General features: G+C 72.8%; 17 protein-coding genes, 1 tRNA gene and 1 riboswitch. Of the genes, 9 read left to right on the top strand and 9 right to left on the bottom strand.

Annotation, left to right across the window (positions count from 1 at the left end):
- Positions 1–456: 456 nt before the first annotated feature.
- The gene (locus ACFZDA_RS30965) at positions 457–1,005 is read right to left on the bottom strand and encodes a MarR family transcriptional regulator (RefSeq protein ID WP_391088077.1); all 549 of its coding nucleotides are present in this window, start codon (positions 1,003–1,005) and stop codon (positions 457–459) included.
- A gap of 125 nt (positions 1,006–1,130) precedes the next feature.
- On the opposite strand from ACFZDA_RS30965, the gene ACFZDA_RS30960 reads away from it, so the two are divergent.
- Positions 1,131–2,396 (top strand): MFS transporter, encoded by a 1,266-nt coding sequence (locus tag ACFZDA_RS30960; RefSeq protein WP_391088134.1) that lies wholly within the window; start codon positions 1,131–1,133, stop codon positions 2,394–2,396.
- 47 nt (positions 2,397–2,443) lie between these two features.
- Here the strand turns inward: ACFZDA_RS30960 and ACFZDA_RS30955 are convergent, their stop codons facing one another.
- Positions 2,444–4,111, bottom strand: coding sequence for a SpoIIE family protein phosphatase (locus ACFZDA_RS30955; protein WP_391088074.1), 1,668 nt, complete (start codon positions 4,109–4,111; stop codon positions 2,444–2,446).
- A gap of 172 nt (positions 4,112–4,283) precedes the next feature.
- Positions 4,284–5,663 (bottom strand): FAD-dependent oxidoreductase, encoded by a 1,380-nt coding sequence (locus ACFZDA_RS30950; protein ID WP_391088071.1) that lies wholly within the window; start codon positions 5,661–5,663, stop codon positions 4,284–4,286.
- A 377-nt stretch (positions 5,664–6,040) separates the two neighbouring features.
- Between ACFZDA_RS30950 and ACFZDA_RS30945 the strand changes: the two genes are divergently transcribed.
- Positions 6,041–6,820 (top strand): TetR family transcriptional regulator, encoded by a 780-nt coding sequence (locus ACFZDA_RS30945; RefSeq protein WP_391088068.1) that lies wholly within the window; start codon positions 6,041–6,043, stop codon positions 6,818–6,820.
- Positions 6,821–7,115: 295 nt separating this feature from the next.
- The gene (locus ACFZDA_RS30940) at positions 7,116–9,068 is read left to right on the top strand and encodes a sigma-70 family RNA polymerase sigma factor (RefSeq protein WP_391088066.1); all 1,953 of its coding nucleotides are present in this window, start codon (positions 7,116–7,118) and stop codon (positions 9,066–9,068) included.
- Here the strand turns inward: ACFZDA_RS30940 and ACFZDA_RS30935 are convergent.
- The gene (locus tag ACFZDA_RS30935) at positions 9,055–12,351 is read right to left on the bottom strand and encodes a BTAD domain-containing putative transcriptional regulator (RefSeq protein WP_391088063.1); all 3,297 of its coding nucleotides are present in this window, start codon (positions 12,349–12,351) and stop codon (positions 9,055–9,057) included. The two genes, ACFZDA_RS30940 and ACFZDA_RS30935, sit on opposite strands and share 14 nt — an antisense overlap.
- 455 nt (positions 12,352–12,806) lie before the next feature.
- Positions 12,807–14,924, bottom strand: coding sequence for an asparagine synthase-related protein (locus ACFZDA_RS30930; protein WP_391088060.1), 2,118 nt, complete (start codon positions 14,922–14,924; stop codon positions 12,807–12,809).
- Between the two features lie 758 nt (positions 14,925–15,682).
- Between ACFZDA_RS30930 and ACFZDA_RS30925 the strand changes: the two genes are divergently transcribed.
- The 4 genes from ACFZDA_RS30925 (at position 15,683) to ACFZDA_RS30910 (ending at position 21,086) form a co-directional block, all read left to right on the top strand.
- The gene (locus ACFZDA_RS30925; RefSeq protein ID WP_391088057.1) at positions 15,683–17,104 is read left to right on the top strand and encodes an MFS transporter; all 1,422 of its coding nucleotides are present in this window, start codon (positions 15,683–15,685) and stop codon (positions 17,102–17,104) included.
- A gap of 74 nt (positions 17,105–17,178) precedes the next feature.
- Complete coding sequence (lhgO, locus tag ACFZDA_RS30920; RefSeq protein WP_391088054.1) at positions 17,179–18,393, top strand: L-2-hydroxyglutarate oxidase; 1,215 nt, start codon at positions 17,179–17,181, stop codon at positions 18,391–18,393.
- A gap of 430 nt (positions 18,394–18,823) precedes the next feature.
- The gene (trmB, locus tag ACFZDA_RS30915; RefSeq protein WP_391088050.1) at positions 18,824–19,657 is read left to right on the top strand and encodes a tRNA (guanosine(46)-N7)-methyltransferase TrmB; all 834 of its coding nucleotides are present in this window, start codon (positions 18,824–18,826) and stop codon (positions 19,655–19,657) included.
- 70 nt (positions 19,658–19,727) lie between these two features.
- Entirely contained in the window at positions 19,728–21,086 is a 1,359-nt protein-coding gene (locus ACFZDA_RS30910; RefSeq protein ID WP_391088047.1) for a PrsW family glutamic-type intramembrane protease, read from the top strand.
- A gap of 35 nt (positions 21,087–21,121) precedes the next feature.
- Here the strand turns inward: ACFZDA_RS30910 and ACFZDA_RS30905 are convergent, their stop codons facing one another.
- From ACFZDA_RS30905 to ACFZDA_RS30890, 4 genes are all read right to left on the bottom strand, one after another.
- Positions 21,122–22,066 (bottom strand): aldo/keto reductase, encoded by a 945-nt coding sequence (locus ACFZDA_RS30905; RefSeq protein WP_391088045.1) that lies wholly within the window; start codon positions 22,064–22,066, stop codon positions 21,122–21,124.
- A 118-nt stretch (positions 22,067–22,184) separates the two neighbouring features.
- Complete coding sequence (locus ACFZDA_RS30900; RefSeq protein ID WP_391088043.1) at positions 22,185–23,216, bottom strand: peptidoglycan DD-metalloendopeptidase family protein; 1,032 nt, start codon at positions 23,214–23,216, stop codon at positions 22,185–22,187.
- An 11-nt stretch (positions 23,217–23,227) separates the two neighbouring features.
- Positions 23,228–23,384, bottom strand: a riboswitch (cyclic di-AMP (ydaO/yuaA leader).
- Positions 23,385–23,673: 289 nt separating this feature from the next.
- Positions 23,674–23,747, bottom strand: a tRNA-Met gene (locus tag ACFZDA_RS30895).
- A 54-nt stretch (positions 23,748–23,801) separates the two neighbouring features.
- On the bottom strand, positions 23,802–24,938 hold the full coding sequence (locus ACFZDA_RS30890; RefSeq protein ID WP_391088041.1) for a dihydrofolate reductase family protein: 1,137 nt from the start codon (positions 24,936–24,938) through the stop codon (positions 23,802–23,804).
- Positions 24,939–25,014: 76 nt separating this feature from the next.
- Here ACFZDA_RS30890 and ACFZDA_RS30885 point away from each other — a divergent pair, with 76 nt between their 5' ends.
- Both ACFZDA_RS30885 and ribA read left to right on the top strand, forming a co-directional pair.
- Complete coding sequence (locus tag ACFZDA_RS30885) at positions 25,015–25,530, top strand: MarR family transcriptional regulator (protein WP_391088038.1); 516 nt, start codon at positions 25,015–25,017, stop codon at positions 25,528–25,530.
- 151 nt (positions 25,531–25,681) lie between these two features.
- The gene (ribA, locus tag ACFZDA_RS30880) at positions 25,682–26,323 is read left to right on the top strand and encodes a GTP cyclohydrolase II (RefSeq protein WP_307176110.1); all 642 of its coding nucleotides are present in this window, start codon (positions 25,682–25,684) and stop codon (positions 26,321–26,323) included.
- Positions 26,324–26,341: the final 18 nt, after the last annotated feature.

Here is a 26,341-nt window from a genome sequence, read left to right as displayed (position 1 = left end):
TATCAACATATCTGGCGTTGACTTTTGGCACGCTGTTGAGTTCTCAAGGAACGGTCGCTTCCTTTGTACTCACCCTCTCGGGCTTTCCTCCGGGCACTTCCCTTCGGTCTTGCGTTTCCGACTCTATCAGATCCTTTTCTCGATCTGACCCCCAGTCAGCGGGGTTCGTCTTCCCGGCCGCTGGGCCGTTCCGACGTGTCCAACCTTAGCGCGTTCTCTCGGCGATTCCAAAATCGAAGCCAGTCCGGAGTCGATCAGGTCGTCGAGTCCCCATTCGAATTGAATTCGGGCACGCCGAAATCAATCCCGTTGGGATCGATCTTGCTAGTGGTTGGGTGCCGCTCATGCGGCGGAAGTGCTGTCGCAGAACCGTTACGGCTCCGCGGCAACCCGAAGAACTTTACGGATCAGGGAGGGGGCTGTCAAGCGGCCCCTGTCAAGAGCTTTGTGCGGGCGTCAGTCCAGGTCGGAGAGACGGCCGCCGGCGTCCGGCTGGGCGTCTTCCACCCGGCGCAGGAGCCGGGTGAGGACCTCGCCGAGCGCGGTGCGCTCCTGCGGGGACAGGTCCTGGAGCAGGTCCTCCTCGAAGACCGTCGCCAGGCGCATCGCCTCCAGCCACTTCTCACGACCTCCGCTGGTGAGTTCCACGATGACGCGGACCCGGTTGGTCTCGTCCCGCTCCCGGGTGACCAGTCCTTCGCCGACCATGCGGTCGATCCGGTGGGTCATGGCGGCCGGAGTCAGGCCGAGGCGCTTGGCGAGGTCGCTCGGGCCCAAGCGGTAGGGGGCGCCCGAGAGGACGAGGGCCTTGAGGACCTCCCACTCGGCGTTGCTGATGCCGAGGGCCGCGGTCTGACGGCCGTAGGCGACGTTCATGCGGCGGTTCAGGCGGGACAGGGCCGAGACGATCTGCTCCACCTGGGGGTCGAGGTCCTGGAACTCGCGCTGGTACGCCGCGATCTGCTCTTCGAGGGTCGGCTCGCTGGGGCCGGGGGTGTCGCCCATGGGGGGAGTATCGCACGCTCGTTCTTTGCCTTGAAGTCCTTGGATATGTACTCTTTAGCTTCGAACTTTAGTTTCGAAGTCTTCACTCCTAACTACTTGTGAGAGAGGTGAACGTGACCAGGGCGATGGGCGCAGCGATGCGCCGGATCCACGTGGGCAACGCACTCAGCGCGTTCGGGCTCGGCTTCACCGTCCCCTATCTGTACGTCTATGTGGCGCAGGTGCGGGGGCTGGGAGCCATGACGGCGGGTCTCGTACTCGCCGTCTTCGCTGTGGCGGCGCTGGTCGTGCTGCCGTTCGCCGGGCGGGCCATCGTCCGGTGCGGCCCGCTGCCGGTGCTGCTCGCCGCCTTGGTCGCCGCCGCCGTCGGTGCACTGGGCCTGGGGCTGGCGGGCGGTGCCGCGACGGTGCTGTCGGGGGCTGCCGTGCTGGGGGCCGGGCAGGCCGTGACGCAGCCGGCGCTGGCGACGATGATCGTGGACAGCTCGACCGCGGACACGCGCTCGCGGGCCTTCGCCATGCAGTTCTTCCTCCAGAACCTGGGGCTCGGGGTGGGCGGACTCATCGGTGGGCATCTCGTCGACACCTCTAGTGCGGCCTCCTTCACGCTGCTCTTCGCGATCGAGGCGGCGATGTTCCTGCTGCTGGTCGTGGTGATGGCGACGGTTCGGGTGCCGCACGCGCCGCGGATCGAGGCGGCGCCCGTGGCGTCGGGGCGGGGCAGCTGGAAGCAGTTGCTGGGCAACCGGGCCATGGTGCAGCTGTGTGTGCTGGGCTTCGTGCTGTTCTTCGCCTGCTACGGGCAGTTCGAGTCGGGGCTGAGCGCGTACGGGGTCGAGGCCGCCGGGATATCGACGTCGGCACTGGGGACCGCGCTGGCGGCGAACACGCTGGTGATCGTCGTGGCGCAGTTCGCCGTGCTGCGGTTCGTGGAGCGGCGCAGGCGGTCGCGGGTGATCGCCGCTGTCGGGCTGATCTGGGCCGTGGCCTGGGCTGTCGCCGGGTATGCGGGGCTCGGGCATGGGAGCCAGGAGATGGCGACGGCCGCGTTCGTGGCGACGTATGCCCTGTTCGGGCTGGGTGAGGCGATGCTGTCGCCGACGGTCGCCCCGCTGGTCGCCGATCTGGCGCCGGAGGGGATGGCCGGGCAGTACAACTCCGCGTTCGCCCTGGTCAAGCAGCTCGCGCTGGCCGTCGGGCCGGCGGTGGGCGGGCCGCTGGGGGCCTCGCTGCACGCGCCGTACATCGTGGCGTTCCTGCTGTTCTCGCTGGGTATCAGCTTCCTGGCGGTGCGGCTGGGGCGGCAGCTCACGGCGGTGCAGGATCAGCCGTGGCTCGCGAAGAGCCGGGTTGTGGCGCGGGGTGGGGCGCCCGTTTCCGCGGACGTCTGATCCCCTCCCCTTGCCTCTCTGTCCTTACGGTCCCCGCTTCTGTCGCCCTACGTCGTCTGCGGGCGCGGCAGTGCGAACTCGCACCACACCGCCTTGCCGCCGCCCGGGGTCCGGCGGCAGCCCCAGTTGGACGCGATCGTGGCGACGATGGCGATGCCGCGGCCCGATTCGTCGGCCGGTTCGGCGCGGCGGCGCCTGGGGAGGTGGTCGTCGCCGTCGGTGACCTCGATGATCAGGCGGCGGTCGGTGCGGCGCAGGCGCAGGCGCATCGGCGGGGTGCCGTGCTGGAGGGAGTTGGCGACCAGTTCGCTGGTCGCCAGGACGCCCAGGTCGTGCAGATCGGCGGGGAAGCGCCAGCTGGTCAGGACGCCGGAGGCGAAGGCACGCGCGCGTGGGGCCGCTTCCACGCCGCCCAGGAGTTCCAGGGCGGCGTTGCGGAAGAGCTCGCTCTCCGGGCCTGTCCGGGCCGGGTGCTGGAGGACGAGGACGGCGACGTCGTCGTCGTGGTCGGGGGTCACGCCCGCCGAGCGGACCAGGCGGTCGCAGACGACCTGGGGTGTGCCGGTGGCGCCGGCCAGGGCGTTCGCCAAGGCGGCGATGCCCTCGTCCAGGTCGGCGTCCCGGCGTTCCACCAGGCCGTCCGTGTAGAGGACGGCCGTGGAGCCGGGGCCGAGGGGGATCGAGCCCGAGGCGTGCATCCAGCCGCCGGTGCCCAGCGGCGGGCCGGTGGGTTCGTCGGCGCGCAGGACCGCGCCGTTCTCGTCGCGGACGAGGATGGGGAGGTGGCCCGCCGAGGCGTAGACCAGCTTGCCCTCGTTCGGGTCGTGGACCGCGTACGCGCAGGTGGCGATCTGGTTGGCGTCGATCTCGGCGGCCAGGCCGTCGAGGAGCTGGAGGACCTCGTGCGGGGGCAGGTCGAGGCGGGCGTAGGCGCGGACCGCTGTGCGGAGCTGGCCCATGACCGCTGCCGCGCGGACGCCGCGGCCCATGACGTCGCCGATGACGAGGGCCGTGCGGCCGCCGCCGAGCGTGATGACGTCGTACCAGTCGCCGCCGACCGCGGCCTCGGTGCCGCCGGGGTGGTATGTGGCGGCGACGCGCAGGTCGTCGGGTTCTTCGAGCTCCTGGGGGAGCAGTGATCTCTGGAGTGTCACCGCCGTTTCGCGCTGGCGGCGTTCGCTGGCGCGCAGGCGTTCGGCCGCTTCGGCGTGGTCGGTGACGTCCGTGGCGAAGACGAGGACTCCGCGGGCGTCGCTGCCGCCTTTGCCGTCGCCTTGGGCGACCGGGGTGCAGGTGAAGGTGTAGGAGCGGCCGTCGGGGGCCTTGCGGGACTTGACCGTGCGCGGCTTGCCGCTGCGCTGGACCTGGTCCAGGAGGGGGAACAGACCGAGGGCGTCCAGTTCGGGGAGGGCCTCGCGGGCGCGTTCGCCCAGGGGGCGTACGCCGAAGGCGGTCGTGTACGCGTCGTTGACGTAGGCGATGCGGTGGTCGGGGCCGTGGACCAGGGCGACGAGGGACGGGACGCGGTCGAGGACCTCGCGCACCCGCAGTTCGTCGACGGCGGGTACGGGCGGTGGCTCGTCGGTCAGTTGTTCGGCTCGGGCGGCGGGTACGGAACCTTCCCCCCGCCGGTCCGGGGAGGCCGTCTGCTCGGTCCGCGCTGCGGCGCGGCGCTGCGTTCCGGGGAGCCGGGCGCTCCAGCGCGTGAAGTTCACGAATCCTTGCCTCGTGTAGTCGTCGGCGGCCGGCACCGGAACCGGCCGGGGCCCCGGGGGCCCGCACCGGGGCGCGTGGGGCACGCCCGTGGTGGTGGACCAGTCTGGCAGTGAGCGGACCGGACCGGCATCCGTCAGACGCCGGGCCGGCCGTGGGAGTTCCTGGGTCCGGTCAGGACGACCCCTTCGGGTTCACCGGGGGGTCTTGGGAAGGCTTTCCACCGGCCGCGAGTTCGAACTCGGCCCGGGGGTGTTCGAGTGAACCCAGGGAGACGATCTCGCGTTTGAAGAGCCCGGCCAGGGTCCATTCGGCGAGCACGCGCGCCTTGCGGTTGAAGGTGGGCACGCGGCTGAGGTGGTAGGCGCGGTGCATGAACCAGGCGGGGTAGCCCTTGAGCTTGCGTCCGTAGACGTGGGCGACGCCCTTGTGGAGGCCCAGGGAGGCGACCGATCCGGCGTAGGCGTGTTCGTACGTCTGCAGGGGTTCGCCGCGCAGGGTGTGCACGATGTTGTCGGCGAGGACCTTGGCCTGGCGCAGGGCGTGCTGGGCGTTGGGGGCGCACTCGCGGCCCGGCTCGTCCGCGGTCACGTCGGGGACGGCGGCGGCGTCTCCCGCGGCCCACGCGTGCGTGGTGCCCTCGATCGCCAGTTCCGCCGTGCACGTGAGGCGTCCGCGGTCGTTGCGGGGCAGGTCGGTGGCGGCGAGCACCGGGTGGGGTTTGACGCCGGCCGTCCAGACGACCGTACGGGTGGGGAAGCGGGCGCCGTCGCTGAGCACCGCGACCCGGTCCGCGCAGGACTCCAGGCGGGTCTGAAGGCGTACGTCGATGTTGCGGCGGCGCAGTTCGGTGACGGTGTAGCGGCCCATCTCCTCGCCGACCTCGGGCAGGATGCGGTCCGAGGCCTCGACGAGGATCCACTTCATGTCCTCGGGCTGGACGTTGTGGTAGTAGCGCGCGGCGTAGCGGGCCATGTCCTCCAGTTCGCCGAGCGCCTCCACGCCGGCGAAGCCGCCGCCGACGAAGACGAAGGTGAGGGCCGCGTCGCGGATCGCGGGATCGCGGGTGGAGGAGGCGATGTCCATCTGCTCGATGACGTGGTTGCGCAGGCCGATGGCCTCTTCGACGGTCTTGAAGCCGATGCCGTGGTCGGCGAGGCCGGGAATCGGCAGGGTGCGTGAGACGGAGCCGGGGGCGAGGACGAGTTCGTCGTACGTCAGCAGCTGCCCGCCGGTGCCCTCCTCCTCGGTGGCGAGGGTGCTGATGGTGGCGGTGCGCTTGGCGTGGTCGATGGCGGTGGCCTCGCCGATGACGACGCGGCATCGGTCGAGGACGCGGCGCAGGGGTACGACGACGTGGCGGGGGGAGATGGCGCCCGCGGCGGCCTCGGGAAGGAACGGCTGGTAGGTCATGTACGGGTCGGGGGTGACGACCGTGATCTCCACCTCGCCCCGCTCCAGTTCCCGTTTCAGTCTGCGTTGGAGGCGCAGGGCTGTGTACATCCCGACGTAGCCACCACCGACAACGAGAATGCGCGCACGTTCCTTCACCATCCCATGACGCACCCGTCGCTTGCGTTTGTCCACAGCCTCGACGAATTGTGTGACCGGAGCGGGAGAGCGCGCGGAGTTGGCCGGAAAGACGAGCTGCGGCGAATACCCACAGGTCAGCAGGGGTGGTGCTGGGGATGGCCGGGGGTACATTCGGGACGTATGCGACCCGTACTCCGATCGGTGGGCGCTCTGTGCGGAACATGCCCCTTCTGAATTGACTCTCTCTCAACTATGTTCGTCTGTCGACGGGGTGTAGGGGGATGCGCTCAGTGGGTCCGCGACCGGCGGGCCTGCAGACCAGGAGCCTGTTCCTCCGTCCCGGCATCGAATGGCGGGGAGTGTCTCCGGGGGGAGACGTCATTACCGGGGGAATACATATGCATGTTCAGGACTCTCATTGGTCGTCCGCGTCCGCTGTCGCGGCGGGCGGCGTGGCGATGAGCGCGACGGCGGGCAACGGACGCGGGAACGGATCGCGGACGACGCCGCTGCGCGTGGACGCACAGCGCAATCTGGAGCACGTGCTGCGGGCGGCGCGTGAGGTGTTCGGCGAGCTGGGGTACGGCGCGCCGATGGAGGACGTGGCGCGACGCGCGCGGGTCGGCGTGGGCACGGTGTACCGGCGGTTCCCGAGCAAGGACGTCCTGGTGCGGCGGATAGCCGAGGAGGAGACCTCCCGGCTGACCGACCAGGCGCGCGCGGCGCTCGGGCAGGAGGACGAGCCGTGGTCGGCGCTGTCGCGCTTCCTGCGTACGTCGGTGGCCTCCGGCGCCGGGCGGCTGCTGCCGCCGCAGGTGCTGAGGGTCTCGGTCGAGGAGGACCGTGCCGATCAGTCGCGGGTGCCGCAGCAGCGGACGCAGCCGGGCCCGGCGGAGCTGCGGCTGGTGCCGGAGGAGCCGGTGGCGGTCGCCTCGGTGCCGGCATCGGCGGTCGTGGCGGAGGACGACGCCGGGGCGTCGGCGCTGCTGGAGGTCGTGGGCCAGCTCGTGGAGCGGGCGCGGGCGGCGGGTGAGCTGCGGTCGGACGTGTCGGTGTCGGACGTGCTGCTGGTGATCGCGACGGCCGCGCCCTCACTGCCGGACGCGGCACAGCAGGCGGCCGCGTCGGCCCGGCTGCTGGACATCCTGCTGGAGGGGCTGCGGTCACGACCGGCGTGAGGCGGGTGGACGCCGGGAGGGGCGACTGACGGAAGGGGCAGCCGGAGGGCTGCGGAACGGGCAGCCGGAGGGGCTGACGCAACGGCCGAGCGATCGGCTGGTGCTGTCGGCTGCCGAGCGGCTGGACTGATCGGGTTCGGCTGGTCGCCTGGGTTGGTCCGTCAGGCCTCTCCGTCAGGCCGCTCGATCGCGGAAAAGTGATGGTCCGGCACTCCTGGGTTCTGAGCAAAGGCACCTATGGCACTCTGACCCTGGTGGTCTGGACGTGTTGGGCGGCTGGCGGGGGCTTTCCGCGATGAGCGTTGACGGGCGGCGGGACGAGTCGAGCGGGAACGGGAACGGGGACGCCACAGCCGGCGGCCCGGTCCCGCCACAGCGCGCGTGGCGTGAGGACAGCGTCCTGCCGCCGTCGCGCGAGCTGCCGCCCTCCGACGCCGATCTCATCGACCGGATGCGCTCGGGCGACGACACGGCGTACGAGGAGCTGTTCCGGCGCCACGCGCAGGCCGTGCGCCGGTACGCCCGGACCTGCTGCCGTGACGCCCACACCGCCGACGACCTGACCGCCGAGGTCTTCGCCCGCATGCTCCAGGCGGTACGCGGCGGCTCCGGACCCGAGCACGCCGTGCGCGCCTACCTGCTCACCTCCGTCCGGCGTGTCGCCGCCTCCTGGACGCGGTCGGCGCGGCGGGAGCAGCTCGTCGACGACTTCGCGGCGTTCGCCGCCCAGTCCGCACGCGGCTCCGCCGTGTCCGACGACGACACGCTCGACGTGCGCGCGGACGTGCGGGCGATGCACGACGCCGAGCGGTCCATGGCCATGCGGGCCTTCCGGTCGCTGCCGGAGCGATGGCAGGCCGTGCTGTGGCACACCGAGGTCGAGGACGAGTCGCCCAGCGAGGTCGCCACGCTCTTCGGGCTGGACGCCAACGGCACGCGCGTGCTCGCCGGCCGGGCCCGCGAGGGCCTCAAGCAGGCCTGCCTCCGGGCCCACGTCAGCGCCACGCTCACCGCCGACGAGGAATGCGCGCGCTACGCCGACCAGCTCGGCAGGTACGCCCGCGGCCGGCTGCGCACGCGTGCCGAGCGGGGTCTGCGCAAGCACCTGGAGGAGTGCGCGAAGTGCCGGCTGGCCGCGACGCAGATCGAGGAGGTCGCCGGCGGTGTCCCCGCGGTGGTGCCGCTCGCGGTCATCGGCTGGTTCGGCGCCGCCGGGTACGCCAAGGCGGCCGGGCTCGTCGCCGGTGGCGCGGGAGCGGGAGCGGGAGCGGCCGGAGCCGCGGTCCCGGCCGCCGCGGCGAGCGGGGGCTCGTCGGGCGGGGGCTCGTCGGGCGGGACGGCCGCGGGTGACGGTTCGGCCGGCGAGGCGAGCGGGGCTCCAGGGGGCGGCTCGTCCGGTGGGGCGGGAGGTGGCGCGGCGGCCTCCGAAGGGGTGGGCGCGCCGCTGAAGGCCGGTATCGCGGCCGGTGTGGTCGCCGTGGGCGTCGTGGCCGCGGTGGTGCTGGCGCTGACCGGCAGCGAGGAGCCGCAGGACGAGGCGAGGCCGGCTCCCACCCCGACGTCGCCGGTGGACCGGCCCGCCGAACCCACGCCCTCTCCTTCGCGGCGGGAACCCGGACCGCGGCCACCGGCGATCGTGCCCGCGCGGGCCGAGACGCCGGCGCCGACACCGACCCCCAGGACCAGCCCGTCGTCCACACCACCCCCGGCCACGGCACCGACGCCCACCCCGCCGCCCGCGTCCCCGAGGCCGGAACCGCCCCCTGCGCCCACACCCACGCCCAGGCCCACACCGACCGGGAGACCGCCCGCCCCGGCCGTCTACCAGTGGAGCGAACTGTCGTACGACATCAGCGGCGACGGCACCGCGCCCGAGATGCGGATCGGCGCGAGCAGCTGGGTCTGGCAGCGGGACGGCCTGTCGGCCGGCGACCGGCGGTACACGCACGGTGTCACCGTGCACGGCCGCTCCTCCGTCACCATCGACCTCAACCGCTCCTGCTCCTCGTACGAGGCGCTCGTCGGAGTGGACGACATGGCGCTGAAGCTGGGCAAGGTGTACTTCTCCGTCTACGCCGACGGGGTGCGGCTGTGGCGGTCCGGGCTGGTGGAGGGCGGTGACCCGGCGGTTCCCGTGCGGGTGAACCTCACCGGGCGCAGCACCGTACGGATGGTGGTGGAACCGCACGGCGCCCTCGACAACCTGGCCCTGGCGGACTGGGCGGAGTCCAGGTTCACGTGCGGTTAGCGGCTCTCTGCCCGGCGGCGTGAGCGCTGCGCGGCTGTTCCAGCTCGCGCAGGACGTCCTCCGCCGTGAGGGCCGCGCCCCGGGCGCGCTCCGACTCGCACCGGTCAGGGCCCAGGGCGGCGCGGGCGGCTGCCCCGGTCCGTTCCGCCCGGGCGTGCTCCGGCATGGGGCGGGGACGGCCGGCCCACCAGCGGTCCCCGGCGCCCAGCAGCCGTGCCGCGCGCGGGAATTCGCCGAGGTCGGCCAGCAGTCCGGCGGCGCTGTCCACGACGGTGGCCCGGATCAGGTCGGAGCAGCGCTTGTCCACGGCGTCGCGCAGGGCACCGGTCAGCTTGGCCAGGGCGGGCTCCGGGCCGGACTCGCTCGCCGTGACCATGGCGTCCATGAGATCCAGCATCACCATGAACTGGGGCGGCGGTGTGCCGCGCGCGGCGTCCGCACGCGCCGCCTCGCAGAACTCGCGCGCCCGGGCGATGTGCCCCTCGTCAGCCGCCATCTGAGCCCGCAGCAGCAGGACGAACGCCCTGGAGTCCGCCACGCCGTACCGCTCGGCGGCGGCGCTCGCCTCGTCCAGCCCCGCCAGCGCGGCCGGGCGGTCTCCCGCACGGTAGGCGATCTCGGCCAGCCGGGCGATGAGGAACGGCGACTCGGCGTACGCGCCCACCTCGTAGGCGAGCCGCAGCGCCTCCTCGTACTCCCCCTTGGCCTCCTCGAAGCGGCTGCGCGCCATGGCGGCCTCGCCGGCCGCGCTGCACACCTGGGCCCGCAGCCAGCGGTCACCGGTGCGGCGGCTGAGGACGCGCAGGTCGGCGAGGTCGTCGTCGACGCCGGCCAGGTCGCCGGGTGCGTCGACGACCATGTGCGTACGGAACATCAGGGCGACCGCGGTCTCCCAGTCCCCGCCGTACATACGGCAGTTGGCGACGGCGAAGTCCATGACGGACCGGAGGTCGCCGCGGTCGCCCAGGTAGGCGGAGAAGACCAGGCAAACGATCCCCGGGATCCGGGCCGCCCGTGGGCCCCCTTCCTGGAAGTAGGCCCACACCCGCTCCACATACGGCCGCCGCTCGTCGAGGAACTCCTGCATGCCCCCGGCCTCGGTCATGAAGAACACATGCAGCATGCGCAGATCCATCCGCAGGGCGTGCAGCGGATGCCCCGTCTCCCCGTCCGGCGCGGCGAGGAAGTGGTCGACGGGATCGGGCAGCCCCGGCTCGCCGCCGGACGTCACGAGCCCGGCGGCGGCGTCCCTCTCCACGCCCAGCCGCAGGATCCGGTCGAGCCATTCCAGGCCCTCCTGCCGGTAGTTGCGCAGCCACCAGAACCAGCCCATGGCCAGGACCAGAGCGCCGGCCTCCTGCTCGTCGCCGGCGGTCAGGGTCCGGTCGAGGGCCGCGCGGATGTTGTCGAGCTCGGTCTCCAGGCGGGAGACCCACGGCAGTTGCCCGGCGGAGCGCAGCAGCGGCTCGGCCCGCTCGACGAGTGCGCGCACCCACGCCCGGTGCCGCCGCTCGGCCGCGGCACGCAGCCGCGGGTCTTCGGCGGCGCGCTCGACGGCGTACTCGTGGATGGTCTCCAGCAATCGGTACCGCATGCCACCCGCACCGTCCGGGTCGCAGGGTGCCGCCACGACGAGGGACTTGTCGACGAGCGCCCCGAGCAGCTCGGCGGCGGGCCCCGTGCACACGGCCTCCGCCGCCGCCAGGTCCCAGCCGCCCGCGAACACGGACGCCTCGCACAGCACCGTCCGCTCGGCCTCGTCGAGCAGGTCCCAGGACCAGTCGACGACGGCCCGCAGGGTCTGCTGGCGGGGCAGGACCGTACGGCTGCCGGAGGTGAGGAGGCGGAAGCGGTCGTCCAGCCGGTCGGCGATCTGCCGGGGCGTGAGCAGCCTCAGGCGCGCCGCGGCCAGTTCGATGGCGAGCGGCAGCCCGTCCAGGCGGCGGCAGATCTCCGCCACCGCCCGCTCGTCACGGAGCACGGCGTCCGCGTCGGGGCGGACGGCGGCGGCGCGCTCCGCGAACAGCCGGCGGGCGTGGTCCGGCGGCAGGGGCTCGACCGGACGCACCAGTTCACCGGGCACGCCCAGGGGTTCACGGCTGGTGGCGAGGATCGTGAGCCCCGGGCAGCGGGTCAGCAGCGTCTCGGCGAGGTGGGCGGCGGCACCGATGACATGCTCGCAGTTGTCAAGGATCAGCAGTTGGCTGCGCGGCGCGCAGTACTCCACGAGCAGGGAGACGGGGTCGTCCTGCAAGGCCGTCAGCTCGCTGGTCAGCAGCACGGTCTCGCGCAGACCGAGCGCACTGACCACCGCTCCCGGCACCGCCTCCGGCCGGTCGAGCGGGGCGAGCTCGGCCAGCCACGCCTGCGGGAGCCCGGCGGCGGCTTCCTCGGCGAGACGGGTCTTTCCGGAGCCGCCCGGTCCGGTGAGGGTGACGAGGCGGGCCCTGTGCACGTCTGAACGGATGGCGTCGATCTCGGGTTCCCGGCCGACGAAGGAGGTCAGGCGGGGGCGGATGTTCCCGGTGCGCTCGGGCGGAGCGGGCGCCGGTTTCCCGCTCCCCGCGGCCGCGGCGAGCAGGTCGGCGTGGAGGGCGCGCAGTTGCGGGCCGGGGTCGGTGCCGAGGCCCTCCGCGAGGGCGCGGCGGGCGGACTCGTAGGCGGCGAGTGCGTCGGCCTCGCGGCCGGTGTCGCGCAGGGCGCGAATGAGGAGGGCGTGCAGCTGTTCGTCGTACGGGTGTACGGCGGTCAGTTCCCGCAGTTCCGGTACGACGTCCGGGGCGCGGCCGAGCCGTATGCGGGCCTCGGCCCGGGCCCGGGTCGCCTCCAGGCGCGCGGCCTCCGGGCGGCTGGCGGCGGTGCGGTCGGGCAGGTCGGCGAGGGCGGGGCCGCGCCAGAGGGCCAAGGCGTCGTCGAGATGGCGTTCCGCCAGTGCGGGGGCGTCGGCGGCGAGCGCGTCGGTGCCCTGGCGGACGAGCCGTTCGAAGACGAAGAGGTCGATGTCGTCCGGCGTGGCCGTGAGGCGGTAGCCGCCGGTGTCCGAGGTCACGGCGTCCTTGCCGATCGCGCGGCGGAGGCGGGCGACGAGGGCCTGGAGCGCGGCGGGGGCGTCCTGGGGCGGGTCGTCCGCCCACACCTCGTCGATCAGCGTCTGGGGGGTGGTGACGTGGGAGGGGCGCAGGGCCAGGGCGGTGAGCAGGGCCCGGAGGCGGGGGCCGCCGAGGGGTACGGCTGTGCCGTGCTCGTCCACTGCCGTGGTGACGCCCAGGATTCTGTACCGCACCGGGTCATTGTCGCCCGAGTGGGCGTGAGGGCCGTGGGGTTTTCGGGGGCCGGGTGTTTCTGGGAGGGGCTGCGTCTGGTGTCGCACAACGGGCACTGGGGGAGGCACCACTGCCCGCAGCTCAGCGAGACCGACGGCCCCCAGCCAGGCCGCCACAGCCAACAGAGAGCGTCGGCCTCGCAGCCAGGGCGGCCACGGCGACCCGCAGCCAGGGCGGCCTGCGGCAGCTCAGCCGAGACGCGCCCGCACCCGCGCACGGCGCGAAGGGGCCGTGTCGGGGGGTGTCCGCCCGCAGCGGTTGGCGCGTCAACGAACAGGTGGTTGTGTGTGCCCCCATCGCGCCGTTCCGAGGACGGACACCCCCCGGCGCGGCCCCGACCCACCACCCGGCATCAGGCGAAGGCGCCACACCCGGCATCAGGCGAAGGCGCCACACCCGGCATCAGGCGTAGGCGCTACACCCGCCGAGCCCCGGCGGCCCCCGCCCCCAACGCCCCCCGCTGCGGCGCGATTCCCGCCGGTACAGCCCGCTGGCGGGCCGGTGTGCCCGTCCAGCAGGTGCCACGGCGGGACAGCAGGCGGCGGAGCCACAGTTCCAGGGAGACGAGGTCGGCGAGGCCGTCCAAGGGAAGGGGCTCACCGGCCGCCGCCGAGCGCAGGGCCTTGCGGACCACCCGGGCCTCCACCAGCCCCGCCTCCGCCAGCAGCGGCGTGTCGAACAGGGCGACCAGGGAGTCCGCCGCCACCCTCAGCCCCGTACGCGCCGCGGCCGCCGCCGTCGCCTGGGTCGGGGCGCCCCACCCGGACGGCAGGTCCCGCACCCCGGCCCCCTCCAGCACCGTCCGCAGGATCGCCGCACGCGCCCCCGGCCGCACCCGCAACGCCTCGGGCAGTGCCCGGGCCGCGCGCACGACCTGGTTGTCGAGGAACGGCGCGTGCAGCCGCTGGAAGCGGATCTCCGCGGCCTGCTCCAGCACCCGCAGGTCCGCCGCATACCGCGCCAGCGCCGCACGCGCGCGGAAGTCACCCGGCCGCTGCCCCGGGCCCACCAGCTCCGACCGGTGCGTCGCCGCCTGAAGGCGAACCGATACTTCAGCGAGCGCCTCACCGGTCAGCCAACGCGCCGCCGGGCCGGGTCTCCCCCAGGTCAGCGCGGCGAGCGAGGCCTCCACCGCGCCCCCGGCCACGTCCGGGCCGTCGTCCGTGCGGTGGTCCAGCAGACGCTCGGCCAGGGATTCGAGCCCCGCCCGGTACGGCGTACGGGACAGCCGCCGCGCCGCCGCGTACACGCGCGCGGGGACCAGCACCGAGCCGTCCGTCTTGGCCAGCGCGGCGACGGGCCGCACCAGGTGGCGCCGCTTGCGGTCCATCAGCAGGTCGGCGAGCCGCGCGGGATGGGCGTCCAGGACCTGCCGCGCGCCGTAGCCCGTGAAGTGGTCCGCGCTGCCGGCCGCGAGCCGCGCCCGGTGCCGGGCCGCCGTCACCAGGAACGCGCCCGGCTCGTCGGTGAGAGGGCCCTCCAGATCGGCGTACGGCAGGGTCTCCTCGCCCCCGGCCACGACGACGTGGTGCAGCCGCGGGTTCGCGGCCAGCGCGCCCGCCCGCTCCAGTTCGGCCTCCCGCCCTCCGACGGCCAGGTCGTTGAACGTGACCGCCAGCAGCCGCTCCCCCGCGCCCGTGCCGTGCCCCAGCACGGTGCCCGGCCTCCCGGGCAGCCCCGCGGCCAGCAGCGCCAGCGTCCCCGAGGCCGGCCCGCCGGACAGGTCCGCCCCGATCCCCGGCACCGGCATCCCGCGCGCGGCACGCCGCTCGGCGGGCCCCATGCCGGGCACGGGCCCGGGGTCGATGTCCGCCCCGGGGACGTGCCGGGGCGCGGACAGCCGGGTCCGTACGGCCTCCACGAGCGCGTCGCGCACGGCGTCGACCGCGCTGTCGGGGTCGGCCGAGGGCGCCGCCACCGCCAGCGAGGCGACCGGCTCGTACCCCGCGATCTCACGCGCCCCCGCGCGCAGGATCAGCGCGTGCCCCGGCGGAATGCGCTTCACGCCGTCGTACGGCGTGGAGTCGTGCAGCGCGGCGGGCACGTCGGGGGCGGCCAGCAGCGCGGCGAGGTGCCCGAAGTCGAGGTTGGCCTCGATGAGGTCGGCCAGCGGCAGCGCGGCCGTCGCATACGCCGTACCGCCGGCCCAGGGGGTGTAGAACACCGGCCGCGCGCCCGCGAGGTCACCGCAGACGGTGACCCTCCGGCCGACCTGCACGATCGCGGTGTAGCTCCCCGGCCAGGCGGTCAGATGCCGAAGTGCCCCGCCGCGCGCGGCGAACAGCGCGACGCGCAGCTGCTCGTCGGTGGCGCCGCAGATGCCGAGGACCGCGATGCGCGTCCGGTCGTCGGCCTTCACGACCCGCACCTCGTCGGGGCGCCAGTCACCGACCGCCCACAGCGGATCGGGGTCGCCCCACAGGAGTTGGGAACCCACCGGGTGCAGGGTCTCGCCGTCGGGTCCCGTGGCCCCCGCCGAGCCGGCAGCGACGGCTCCCGCGGCGGTGCTGCTCCATCCCACCAACCACCGCATCGCCGCCTCCACAGGCTGTGGACAACCAGTGCACCGTACGAACCGGTTCACCATGCTGCCATGAAGGAGGCGTTCCAGAGTGCGCCCGCGCCGCTTGCGCTCCGCCGAACGCGCCCCGGCGGAGCCTCCCACGCCGCCGCGAACACCCCGGGAACGGAGACGAAGACGCCCTCGGAGGCGGCGAGAACAGAAGGGACGGCCAGGAGGCAAGACACGTCAGCGACATGTCACCAGTACGACTGCGGCGCGAATGCGCCCCCGATACGCGCCCCGAATACGCCCGACGCGCCCTCAACTACCGTGGTAGGAGGCCTGATACCCCACCATCGACGGGGTCGATTTTCGGCCAATTCCCCATCTCGCACGCAGCGTCGAACACTCTCCGTACAGACCCTGCGGACCACCGCGCGGTCGCGCAGTCCGGGAGACGGAGCACGCCTCCCGGACCGTTCCGCCGCCCGCGGGGATGTAGGCGGCGGTATCCCCCAGCCCACTGGATCCAGTACAGCGGGCCGACCCACGCAACGACCATGGAACCGCTCCCGCGGTGGCCGGAGAAGAGCGCACGGACAGGCGCACGGCCACACACTGGGAGCACATCGCAACAGCCCGTATCCGAACCGCACTTCAGTGCGGACCACAATCCCGCCAACCGGAACAATGCCCCTTAACGCTTGGGATGCGGCGAACTACGCTGGGTTTACGAATGCCGCGTGGTTATGCCAACGTCGGCAGCCGTCTGTGTCGAGGGGTGGCGCATGTCCAGGGAGCAACGCGGGCCGAACGAAAAACTCGGCGCCGTTCTCGCCCTCGCGGGAATCAGCAACGCAGGCCTCGCGCGGCGCGTCAACGACCTTGGCGCTCAGCGAGGACTGACGCTTCGCTATGACAAGACGTCGGTGGCGCGCTGGGTGTCGAAGGGCATGGTGCCGCAGGGTGCGGCGCCCCACCTGATCGCCGCCGCCATCGGCCAGAAGCTCGGCCGCCCGGTGCCGCTCCACGAGATCGGCCTGGCGGACGCGGACCCCGCCCCCGAAGTCGGCCTCGCCTTCCCGCGAGACGTCGGACAGGCGGTGAAGTCCGCGACGGAGCTGTACCGTCTCGACCTCGCGGGCCGCCGCGCCGGGGGCGGCATCTGGCAGTCGCTGGCCGGATCGTTCGCGGTGAGCGCGTACGCGACGCCCGCCTCACGATGGCTGATAACCCCGGCCGACAGTTCGGTCGCGCGTGACGTGGGTCCCGGCGAGGGCTCCGGCGCACCGCTCAAAGTCGGCCACAGCGATGTGCAGAAGCTGCGGGAGGCCGCCGAGGACGCGCGGCGCTGGGACTCCAAGTACGGCGGCGGCGACTGGCGTTCGTCGATGGTCCCGGAATGCTTAAGGGTCGAGGCGGCACCGCTGCTGCTCGGCTCCTACTCCGACGAGGTGGGCCGGGCCCTCTTCGGCGCCTCCGCCGAACTCACGCGGCTCGCGGGCTGGATGGCCTTCGACACGGGCCAGCAGGAAGCGGCCCAGCGCTACTACATCCAGGCCCTGCGCCTGGCCCGGGCCGCGGCGGACGTCCCCCTGGGGGGCTACGTCCTGGCCTCCATGTCCCTCCAGGCCACCTACCGCGGCTTCGGCGACGAGGGCGTGGACCTCGCCCAGGCCGCCCTCGAACGCAACCGCGGCCTGGCCACGGCACGCACCATGAGCTTCTTCCGCCTCGTCGAGGCCCGGGCACACGCGCGTGCCGGTGACGCCCAGGCGGCCGGCGGCGCCCTGAAGGCGGCCGAGAGCTGGCTGGAGCGCGCCCGCCCCGGCGACCACGACCCGAGCTGGCTCGGCTTCTACTCCTACGACCGCTTCGCCGCCGACGCGGCCGAGTGCTACCGCGACCTCAAGGCGCCCCGCCAGGTCCGCCGCTTCACGGAACAGGCCCTGTCGAAGCCCACCGAGGAGTTCGTCCGCTCCCACGGCCTGCGCCTGGTCGTCTCGGCGGTGGCCGAACTGGAGTCGGGGAACCTGGACGCGGCGTGCGAGCAGGGCGTGCGAGCGGTGGAGGTCGCCGGACGCATCTCCTCGGCCCGTACCACCGAGTACGTCAAGGACCTCCTGCACCGGCTGGAGCCGTACGGTGACGAGCCACGGGTGGTCGAGCTGCGTGAACGCGCACGGCCGCTGCTGATGGCTCCGGCGTAACCGGGCAGGGATGCTGCCGTCCCCGCGTTTGAAGGCATTGTCAGTGGCGCAGTGCACTATCGAAGCGGGAGGTGGTGCGGGTGACGCGAGTGCCGGAGATCGCGTACGACTGTGACGTGCTGGTGATCGGCGGGGGGATCGTCGGTCTGTCGACGGCGTACGCGATCACACGCGCCGCACCGGGCACACGTGTCACGGTCCTGGAGAAGGAACCGGGCCCGGCCCGGCACCAGACGGGCCGCAACAGCGGCGTCATCCACAGCGGCATCTACTACCGCCCCGGCTCCCTCAAGGCGCGCTACGCGGTGGGGGGCGCGGCGGAGATGGTCAAGTTCTGCGCCGAGTACGGCATCCCGCACGCGGTCACCGGCAAGCTGATCGTCGCGACCGACCGCGCGGAGCTCCCCCGCCTGCACGCACTCGTGCAGCGCGGCCGGGAGAACGGCATCCCGGTCCGTGAACTGGGCGGGCCCCAGATCGCGGAGTACGAGCCGGAGGTGCGGGGCCTCGCCGCGATACACGTCGGTACGACCGGTATCTGCGACTTCGTCGCGGTCGCCCGCCAGCTGGCCCACGGCTCGGGCGCGGAGATCCGCTACGGCACGCGGGTCGTGCGCGTCGACCGCCGCTCCGAGCGCGGAGTCGCCGTGCTCACGTCCACCGGGGACATCGTGCGCGGGCGGGTGCTGGTGAACTGCGCCGGCCTCCACAGCGACGAGATCGCCCGGCTGACCGGGGACGACCCGGACGTCCGGATCGTGCCGTTCAGGGGCGAGTACTACGAGCTGGCCCGGCCGGAGCTGGTGCGGGGCCTGGTCTATCCGGTCCCCGACCCGGCGTTCCCCTTCCTCGGGGTGCATCTCACGCGCGGGATCGACGGGGGCGTCCACATCGGGCCCAACGCGGTCCCGGCGCTGGCCCGCGAGGGGTACGGATGGGGGACGGTCCGGGCGCGGGAGCTGGGGTCGACGCTGGCCTGGCCGGGCTCCTGGCGGATCGCCCGGCGGCACTGGCGGTACGGGGCGGGGGAGCTGCGGCGGTCGCTGTCCAAGGGGGCGTTCACGGAGGCGGTGCGGAGGTTGTTGCCCGGGGTGTCCGAGGACGACCTGGTGCCGACGGCGGCGGGGGTCCGGGCCCAGGCGGTCCTGCGGGACGGCACGCTGGTGGACGACTTCCTGATCCGCGAGGGCGCGCGCACGGTCCATGTACTGAACGCACCGTCCCCCGCGGCTACGGCATCCCTGCCGATCGGCAGGGAGGTGGCCCGCAGAGCGTTGAGCGCACTGTGACCGGCCAGAGGGATGCGAGCTACTCGGGGTTCTCACTGAGGCCGAGTGGGTCCGCAGCCCAGCGGAGCAGGGTGCCGCTGCGCCCACCCAAGCCGCCCTGGGGGCACCCCCCAGGCCCTTAAGGCACGGGCAGAGGCACGACTGCCCGCAGCCGGGGCAACCACGACGCACCCGCACCCGCCCACGGCGAGAAGGGGACGTGTCGGGGGGTGTCCGCCCGCAGCGGTTGGCGCGTCAACGGACGGTTAATTGGTGTCCGACCCCATCGCGCCGTTCCGAGGACGGACACCCCCCGGCGTGGCCCCGACCCACCACTCGGCGTCAGGCGCGACGCGCCCCCCCACACCCGCGCAGGCCGCCGCAGGCACCCACCCCACCCGCGTAGGCGGCCACCCAGCCACCCCAGCGCGGCCGTAAAATCGGTCTCACTGTGTCTGACTCCGTGAATACCCCCGAAAGCCCCCAGCCGCCCGCCCCCGGTGCCTCCATCCGGCACAGCCGGGTCAAAGGTGAGCCGCGCTTCCCCGACGGGCCGAAGGCCGACCCCGCCGGGTCGCACTTCGAGCGGCGGATCCGGAGTTTCCAGCCCCGCCGCAGCCGCGTCACCGCCGGTCAAGCGGACGCGCTCCAGCGCCTGTGGCCCAAGTGGGGCCTCGACATCGACGGCAGCAGGACCCTCGACCTGGCCGACCTGTTCGGCAACGACAACCCCGTCGTCCTGGAGATCGGCTTCGGCATGGGCGAGGCCACCGCCCGGATGGCCGCCGCCGACCCCACCACCAACATCCTCGCCGTCGACGTCCACACCCCCGGCCAGGGCAACCTGCTCAACCTCGCCGACCACAACGGCCTGTCCAACATCCGGGTCGGCAACGGCGACGCGATCATCCTTCTGCGCGAGATGCTCACCCAGGACTCCCTCGACGGCCTGCGCGTCTACTTCCCCGACCCCTGGCCCAAGAAGCGGCACCACAAGCGCAGGCTCATCCAGCCCGACTTCCTGACCCTCGCCGCCACCCGCCTCAGGCCCGGCGCGATCGTGCACTGCGCCACCGACTGGGAACCGTACGCCGAACAGATGCTCGACGTACTCACGGCACATCCCGACTTCGAGAACACCCAGGCGGACGGCGGTTTCGCGCCCCGTCCCGACTTCCGTCCCCTGACCCGTTTCGAGGGCCAGGGACTGGACAAGGGACATGTCGTGAACGACCTCCTCTTCCGTCGCGTACAGCACGTGGACCAACCCCCCGCCGGCGCCTGACCGCACTCGCACCGCACCCATATCCCTCCCCGCCTGCGGTCAGCGCCCATCCGTCGTTAGGGTCAATGCCGTGGCCACCTGCCCCCCACATCCCTGTCCCCGTGGTCCCGCCGGCGGCGCACCCGCCGCCGGCCCCCTGCGGCACGCCCACTGGTGGCAGCGCACCTGGGTGCGCTACGGCGCGCCGACCACGCTGCTCGCGATATCCGGGCTCGTCATCCTCGCCCTGGTCCGCGAGGAGACCGGCACGGAAGGGTTCCTGGTCGGGCTGGGGCTGGCCACGCTCCCGGTGCCCCTGCTCATAGCCGCGTTCCGCTGGCTGGACCGGGTCGAACCGGGCCCCTGGCGCAACCTGCTGTTCTGCTTCGCCTGGGGCGCCTGCGCGGCGGCGCTCATAGCGATCGTCGCCAACAGCTTCGCGACGAGATGGATAGCGACGGCGACGGCGGACCCGTCCAGCGCGGACACGCTCGGCGCGACCGTGATAGCGCCGGTGGTCGAGGAGATCGCCAAGGCGGCGGCCGTCCTCCTGGTCTTCCTCTTCCGCCGCCGCGACTTCACCGGCATCCTCGACGGAGTGGTCGCGGCCGGCGTCACGGCCACCGGCTTCGCGTTCACGGAGAACATCCTCTACCTGGGCACCGCCTTCGGCACCGACCAGCTCACCGGCGGCACCGGCATCGCCTCCGTCACGGCGGCGACCTTCTTCGTGCGCATCATCATGTCGCCGTTCGCGCACCCGCTCTTCACCGTGCTGACCGGCATCGGCTTCGGTGTCTCCGCGCTCGCGGCGGACCGCCAGCACGTCCGCCGTGTCGCCTTCCCGCTCTCCGGGCTGCTGCTCGCGATGGGCATGCACGCGATGTGGAACGCCTCGTCGGCGTTCGGCGAGTACGGGTTCTTCGCCGTGTACGCGGCGTTCATGGTGCCCATCTTCGGGCTGCTGACGTGGCTGGTGGTCTGGACGCGGCAGCGGGAGCTGAAGACCGTACAGGCGGAGCTGCCCGCCTACGCCGTGGCCGGGTGGCTGTCCCCGGTCGAGCCGTACGCGCTCGGCTCGATGCGGGCCCGGCGGATCGCCCGCCAGTACGCCCGCCGCCACGCGGGCCGGGCGGCGGCGCGCGAGGTCGCGCGGTACGAGGCGTACGCGACGTCCCTGGCGTTCCTGCGGCACCGGGGCCGCCGCGGCCGCGCCGGTGCCGACTTCGTCGTACGGGAGCGGGAACTGCTGGACGAACTGTGGCGACGCCGGGAGGTGGCTCGCCCCGCGCTGGACCACGCCGCGCGGATCACGGCCCCTCCGGTACCGGTGGCGGCCCCGCCCTGGCCGGTGCACGGGGCGTACGGGTACGGGTACGCGACGACGCCGACACCGAGCCCGTACCTCGGGCACCTCGGGCACCCCGCGTACAACCCGTACCGGCCGTAGCGGACACCCGGGTCAGCCCCGCCTGGCGGAAACCGTCAGGCCGAGGCCTCCGTGAGCCGCCCGAGCTCCGCCTCCGTCAGCGTCAGCTCCCCGACGCCGATCAGCGCGGGCAGTTGCTCCACCGTCCGCGCGGAAGCGATCGGCGCCACGACCGTCGGCTGGGCCGCGAGCCAGGCGAGGGCGACCGTGGCGGCGGGGACGTCGTGGGCCGCGGAGATCTCGTCGAGGGCGTCGAGGACCCGGCGGCCCCGCTCGGTCTGAAGGTGCTGGGCGGCACCGCCCGCCCGCGCGCTGTCGACGGTCGTACCGGGCCGGTACTTGCCGGTCAGGAAGCCGGACGCGAGCGCGTAGTACGGGACGGCCGCCAGGCCGGTCCGCGCGGCGAGGTCCTGGAGCTCGCCCTCGTAGGTGTCTCGGGAGACCAGGTTGTAGTGGGGCTGGAGGGCCACGTACCGGGCGAGCCCCTCGCGGTCGGAGAACTCCAGTGAGGCCCGCAGCCGCTCCGCGGAGATGTTGGAGGCGGCGATGTGCCGGACCTTCCCGGCCCTCACGAGGTCGTCGAGTGCGCCGATGATCTCCTCCACCGGCACCTCGGGCTTGTCGAAGTGGGTGTAGTAGAGGTCGATGTAGTCGGTGCCGAGGCGCCGCAGGGAGGCGTCGGCGGCGGCCTTGATGTTGGCGGCGGACAGGCCCTGGAACTCGGGGTGCTGGCTGACCTTCGTGGCGACGACGACGTCCGCGCGGTTGCCGCGTGACGTCAGCCACTTGCCGAGCACGGTCTCGGACTCGCCGCCCTGGTTGCCGTCCACCCACGCCGAGTAGACGTCGGCGGTGTCGACGAAGTTGCCGCCGGCGGCGGCGTACGCGTCGAGGACGGCGAAGGACTGAGCCTCGTCAGCCGTCCAGCCGAAGACGTTGCCGCCGAGGGCGAGCGGGAAGACCTCGAGGCCGGAGGAGCCGAGCTTGCGAAGAGAAGTCATGCTCCGTGTCAACGGCCGTGCGGGGGAGGCTCATTCCACAGCGGACGCAAAAGTCCCGTAAACGCCCCCCGCACGCTCCCCGCACGAACTCCCCGCGGGAAACCCGGAACACCGCCGCTCAGACGTTCAGGCCCTTGCCCCGCAGCCACGCCATCGGGTCGATGCCGCTGTTGGAACCACCGGTGTGGACCTCGAGGTGCAGATGCGCCCCGGTGACGTTGCCGGTCGCGCCCACGCGGCCGATGACGTCGCCCGTGCTGACCTTCTGGCCGACGCTGACGCCGATGGACGACTGGTGCGCGTACCAGATCTCCGTGCCGTCATCGAGGGTCAGGACCGTCTTGTAGCCGTACGAGCCGCTCCAGCCGGCCTCGGTGATGGTGCCGCTGTGCACCGCCTTGATCGGCGTGCCCGTGGGGGCGGCGAAGTCGAGGCCGGTGTGGTAGCCGGAGGACCAGTAGGCGCCGGACTGACCGAAGGTCGAGGTGATGGTGTACGCGGAGGTCGGCAGTGTGTACTGCTTGGCGAGGGCGGCGAGCCGCTCGGCCTCGGCCTTCTTCCGGGCCTCCTCCTCCGCCTTCCTCTTGGCTTCGGCGGCCTTGGCCTTGGCTTCCTTCTCGGCCTTGGCGGCGGCTTCCGTGGCCGCCTTCTGGGCGGCTTCGGCGGCGTCCTGCGCGGCCTTGGTCTCGATCTGTTCCTGCTGGTGCTCGACCTGCGCCATGATCCGGGCGCGCAGTGCCTCACCGGCGCCGGAGGTGCCCTGCTCGGTTTCGGCGGCGGCCGTGCCGAGGCTGCTGAGCGGGGTGGCGGAGCCTTCGGGGGTGTCGTCGTCCGAGATGAGGGAACCCACCGAGGGCAGGTCCGGGACGGAGATCGACACCGGCGGCTTGCCGGTCTGGGCGCTGGCCATGCCGCCCGCGCCCACGGCTGCTATGACGCCGACGCCCAGGACGGTGGAGCTGCGCGCGAGTCCTCCGCCGCGCTGCTTGGTGACGCGATGCCGGCCGCGGATGGGACGGATGGACTCCGCGGTGGGGTTCCATTCCTGGAACGGGCCCTCGTCGGTGTGGTGACCGCCGTAGCCGAAGGTTTCGGTGTCGCGCTGGTTCGGCGCGGACGGGGCCGCGGGGGCAGGCCGGTTGGACGCCACGTGGGCGTACTCCTTTCCTTCCTTCTCGCCTACCGGGTTAGCTGACGGGTTCGGAGCAGGAAGGTCTCCTACGCGCGTATACCGGCCGTGCTTCCACGGCGGCATCCGCTCGATTCACCCCAAGTGGTGGTTCCCCGGTTCCCTTTCGGGATTCGGCGCGTGCGCACGGAGCCGCCTTCTGTGACGGCTGGGACGACCGCGCTGCGTTATCGAACGTTAATAGACGCGCGGTGGGTATTCCAGCGGTTCCGCTTGATCATTAACCTTTTTCGCGCGAACCAACCCGCCACGACCAGCCCAAAACGGGCGAGTTGACCGCCTCGTAAGCGACTCACGGTCTTTGACGGCGTGTCAGTTGTCATGCGGAGCGGCGCGATTCGCTCACCGAGAGTAAGGGCGAGTTCAGGGAAAACACCGAGGGCCGGAACCCTTTCGGATTCCGGCCCTCGGCCTTCAGTAGCGGGGACAGGATTTGAACCTGCGACCTCTGGGTTATGAGCCCAGCGAGCTACCGAGCTGCTCCACCCCGCGTCGTTGTGACACCAGTGTACGCCATCCGCGGGACCGCTCGCGCACACCCGGTGTTCAGCGGCTGCGCAGCAGGTGACGGTTGGGTGCCTTGGCCTGCTGCTCGTGCTCCGAGAGGACGAGGACCTCCACTCCCCGGGCCGCCAGCAGGCCGCTGCCGTCGGCGTCCGCCACGAAGGTGTCCGGCTCGCGCCAGGCCGTGACCACGCGCCGTACGCCCGCGTCGAGGATCAGCCGGGCGCAGGGTGCGGGGCGGGAGGCCCGGCGGGCGCAGGGCTCCAGGCTGCTGTAGACCGTGGCGCCGGCGAGCCCGGGGTCGGCCGGGTCGAGCTTGGCCAGGGCCGCCTCCTCGGCGTGCGCGAGCGGGTCGCCGCCCTCGCGGGAGTGCCCCCGGGCCAGTTCCGTGCCGTCGGCCGCGACCACCACCGCGCCGACGCTGAACGCCGTGTCCGACGGCGGGCACCGCGCGGCCAGTTCGCAGGCGAGGGCCAGCCAGTGGTGGTCGGCGGCGGAGGGGAGGGGGCCGGTGCCGGGGGCGGTCGGCTCGTAGCGCATGAGGACGACGTCCTCGATCCGCCGGGTCTCCAGCAGCCGGAGCCGGCCGGACTGGTAGCCGCCGGGTCCGAAGAGGCGGGGTGCCCCGGGGTCGCCCACGAAGAGCGGGGCGAGGACCAGCTGGAGTTCGTCGGCCAGGCCCTGGGTGAGGAGCTGGGTGTGGATCAGGCCGCCGCCCTCGACCATGAGCCGTCGTACGCCGCGGACGTCGTGCAGGTGGGTGAGGAGCCGCCGCCAGTCGAGGTCGGCGCCGAGCGGGACGACGTCGGCGGCGATGCCGAGGGCACCGGCGCGCTGTGCGCCCCGGTCGGTGGTGTACAGGACCTTCTCGCCGCCGGTGTGCCAGAACCGGGCGCCCGGGTCGAGGTCGCCGGAGCCGCTGACGGTGACCTTGAGCGGGTACTCCGGCCGGCCCGCGGCCACCCGGGCGGAGCGGCGCTCGGGTGAGTTCACCAGCAGCCGCGGGTTGTCGGCGCGGATGGTGCCGGCGCCGACGAGGATCGCGTCGACGCAGGCACGGACCTCGTCGACCCGGTCGAAGTCGGCCGGGCTGGACAGCAGCAGGCGTTCGGGACCGGTGTCGTCCAGGTAGCCGTCGAGGGAGACGGCGGCGGACAGCAGGACGTACGGGTGGGACATCGACGCTCCGCGGCTGGTCGGGACGGCGGACTGGACAGGGCTTGGTTCAAGTTTGAAACAAACCTACACTGGCGGCATGACGACTCGCTGGCTCACCCCCGAGGAGCAACGCGCCTGGCGCGCGTACATCGCCGCATCCTCCCTCCTGGAGGACGCGATCGACCGGCAGCTCCAGCAGGACGCCGGCATGCCGCACCTGTACTACTCCATCCTGTCCGTCCTGTCGGAGTCCCCGGAGCGGCGGCTGCGCATGACCGACCTCGCCGAGCGGCTGAAGATCACCCGCAGCCGGCTGACGTACGCCGTGACGCGACTGGAGAAGGACGGCATGCTGCGGCGCGAGGCCTGCCGGTACGACAAGCGGGGCAGCATCGCGGCCCTGACGGACGACGGGTTCGCCGTACTGGACCGGGCGGCGCCCGGGCACGTCGAGACCGTGCGGAGCTTCCTGTTCGACCGGCTCAGCGAGGAGCAGGTGGAGCAGTTGGAGGAGATCGCCACGGCGATCGCGCAGGGGCTCCAGGAGGACGGGGCGCGGCCGGCGTCGGACGACGTGCCGTGGCGACGGAGGTCCTCGACGGCCTGTTCGTGACACACGTCACAACGCACCTCGACCTCACGCTTCTCGTTGCTTCAAATTTAAAGCAAGGGTAGGGTTCCGGACGTGGATCTGCTTCAAATCTGAAGCAGACCGCAAGCCGACGGCTGTGCAGCCGAACAGGAACGGAACCCGGAGGCCCCGCATGCCCGACACGCCCGCTGTCCTCGCCACCCCGCGCTCCCGCGTCCGGGTCCCACTGCGCTTTCACGACGGCTACGAGGTCGACGCCGAAGTCGTCACCTTCCACGGCCTGGCCGACGGCCAGGAGCACGTGGCCGTCGTCCTGGGCGAGCCCGGCCCGGTTCCGCTGGTGCGGCTGCACTCCGAGTGCCTGACCGGGGACGTGTTCGGCTCGGCCCGCTGCGACTGCGGCCCGCAGCTGCGCGAGGCCGTCGAGCGCATCGCCGAGCGCGGCGGCGTGCTCCTCTACCTCCGCCAGGAGGGCCGGGGCATCGGCCTCTATAACAAGCTCGACGCGTACGCCCTCCAGGACGAGGGCCTCGACACCTACGAGGCGAACGCGGCCCTGGGACTGCCGGAGGACGCCCGCGACTACACGGCCGCGGCCCAGATGCTCCGGGCCCTGGGCATCGGCGAGCTGGACCTGCTCTCCAACAACCCCGACAAGGCCGCCCAGCTGCGCGACCTGGGCGTGGCCGTCCGCGACCGCGTCCCCACGGGCGTCTTCACCACCGCGCACAACGTCCGGTACCTGCGCGCGAAGGTCCTCCAGACCCAGCACACGCTGCCGCTCGCGGCGCTGACGGGGCTCAGCGCGGGCTGAGCTCCCGGCACGGACGGT

This window comes from Streptomyces sp. NPDC007991, assembly GCF_042958445.1.
In the GTDB taxonomy this organism is placed as follows: Bacteria; Actinomycetota; Actinomycetes; order Streptomycetales; family Streptomycetaceae; genus Streptomyces.
The sequence above is the reverse complement of the archived record's forward strand: the minus strand, read 5'-3'. Positions and strand labels throughout refer to the sequence as shown.

What these genes read in the sequence shown, in the direction of transcription:
- ACFZDA_RS30950 (WP_391088071.1), bottom strand. Translation starts at nt 5,663, where the DNA reads ATGGTGAAGGAACGTGCGCGCATTCTCGTTGTCGGTGGTGGCTACGTC.
- ACFZDA_RS30945 (WP_391088068.1), top strand. Translation starts at nt 6,041, where the DNA reads ATGCATGTTCAGGACTCTCATTGGTCGTCCGCGTCCGCTGTCGCGGCG.
- ribA (WP_307176110.1), top strand. Translation starts at nt 25,682, where the DNA reads ATGCCCGACACGCCCGCTGTCCTCGCCACCCCGCGCTCCCGCGTCCGG.
- ACFZDA_RS30905 (WP_391088045.1), bottom strand. Translation starts at nt 22,066, where the DNA reads ATGACTTCTCTTCGCAAGCTCGGCTCCTCCGGCCTCGAGGTCTTCCCG.
- ACFZDA_RS30940 (WP_391088066.1), top strand. Translation starts at nt 7,116, where the DNA reads ATGAGCGTTGACGGGCGGCGGGACGAGTCGAGCGGGAACGGGAACGGG.
- ACFZDA_RS30960 (WP_391088134.1), top strand. Translation starts at nt 1,131, where the DNA reads ATGGGCGCAGCGATGCGCCGGATCCACGTGGGCAACGCACTCAGCGCG.
- ACFZDA_RS30965 (WP_391088077.1), bottom strand. Translation starts at nt 1,005, where the DNA reads ATGGGCGACACCCCCGGCCCCAGCGAGCCGACCCTCGAAGAGCAGATC.
- ACFZDA_RS30885 (WP_391088038.1), top strand. Translation starts at nt 25,015, where the DNA reads ATGACGACTCGCTGGCTCACCCCCGAGGAGCAACGCGCCTGGCGCGCG.
- ACFZDA_RS30925 (WP_391088057.1), top strand. Translation starts at nt 15,683, where the DNA reads ATGTCCAGGGAGCAACGCGGGCCGAACGAAAAACTCGGCGCCGTTCTC.
- ACFZDA_RS30930 (WP_391088060.1), bottom strand. Translation starts at nt 14,924, where the DNA reads ATGCGGTGGTTGGTGGGATGGAGCAGCACCGCCGCGGGAGCCGTCGCT.
- ACFZDA_RS30890 (WP_391088041.1), bottom strand. Translation starts at nt 24,938, where the DNA reads ATGTCCCACCCGTACGTCCTGCTGTCCGCCGCCGTCTCCCTCGACGGC.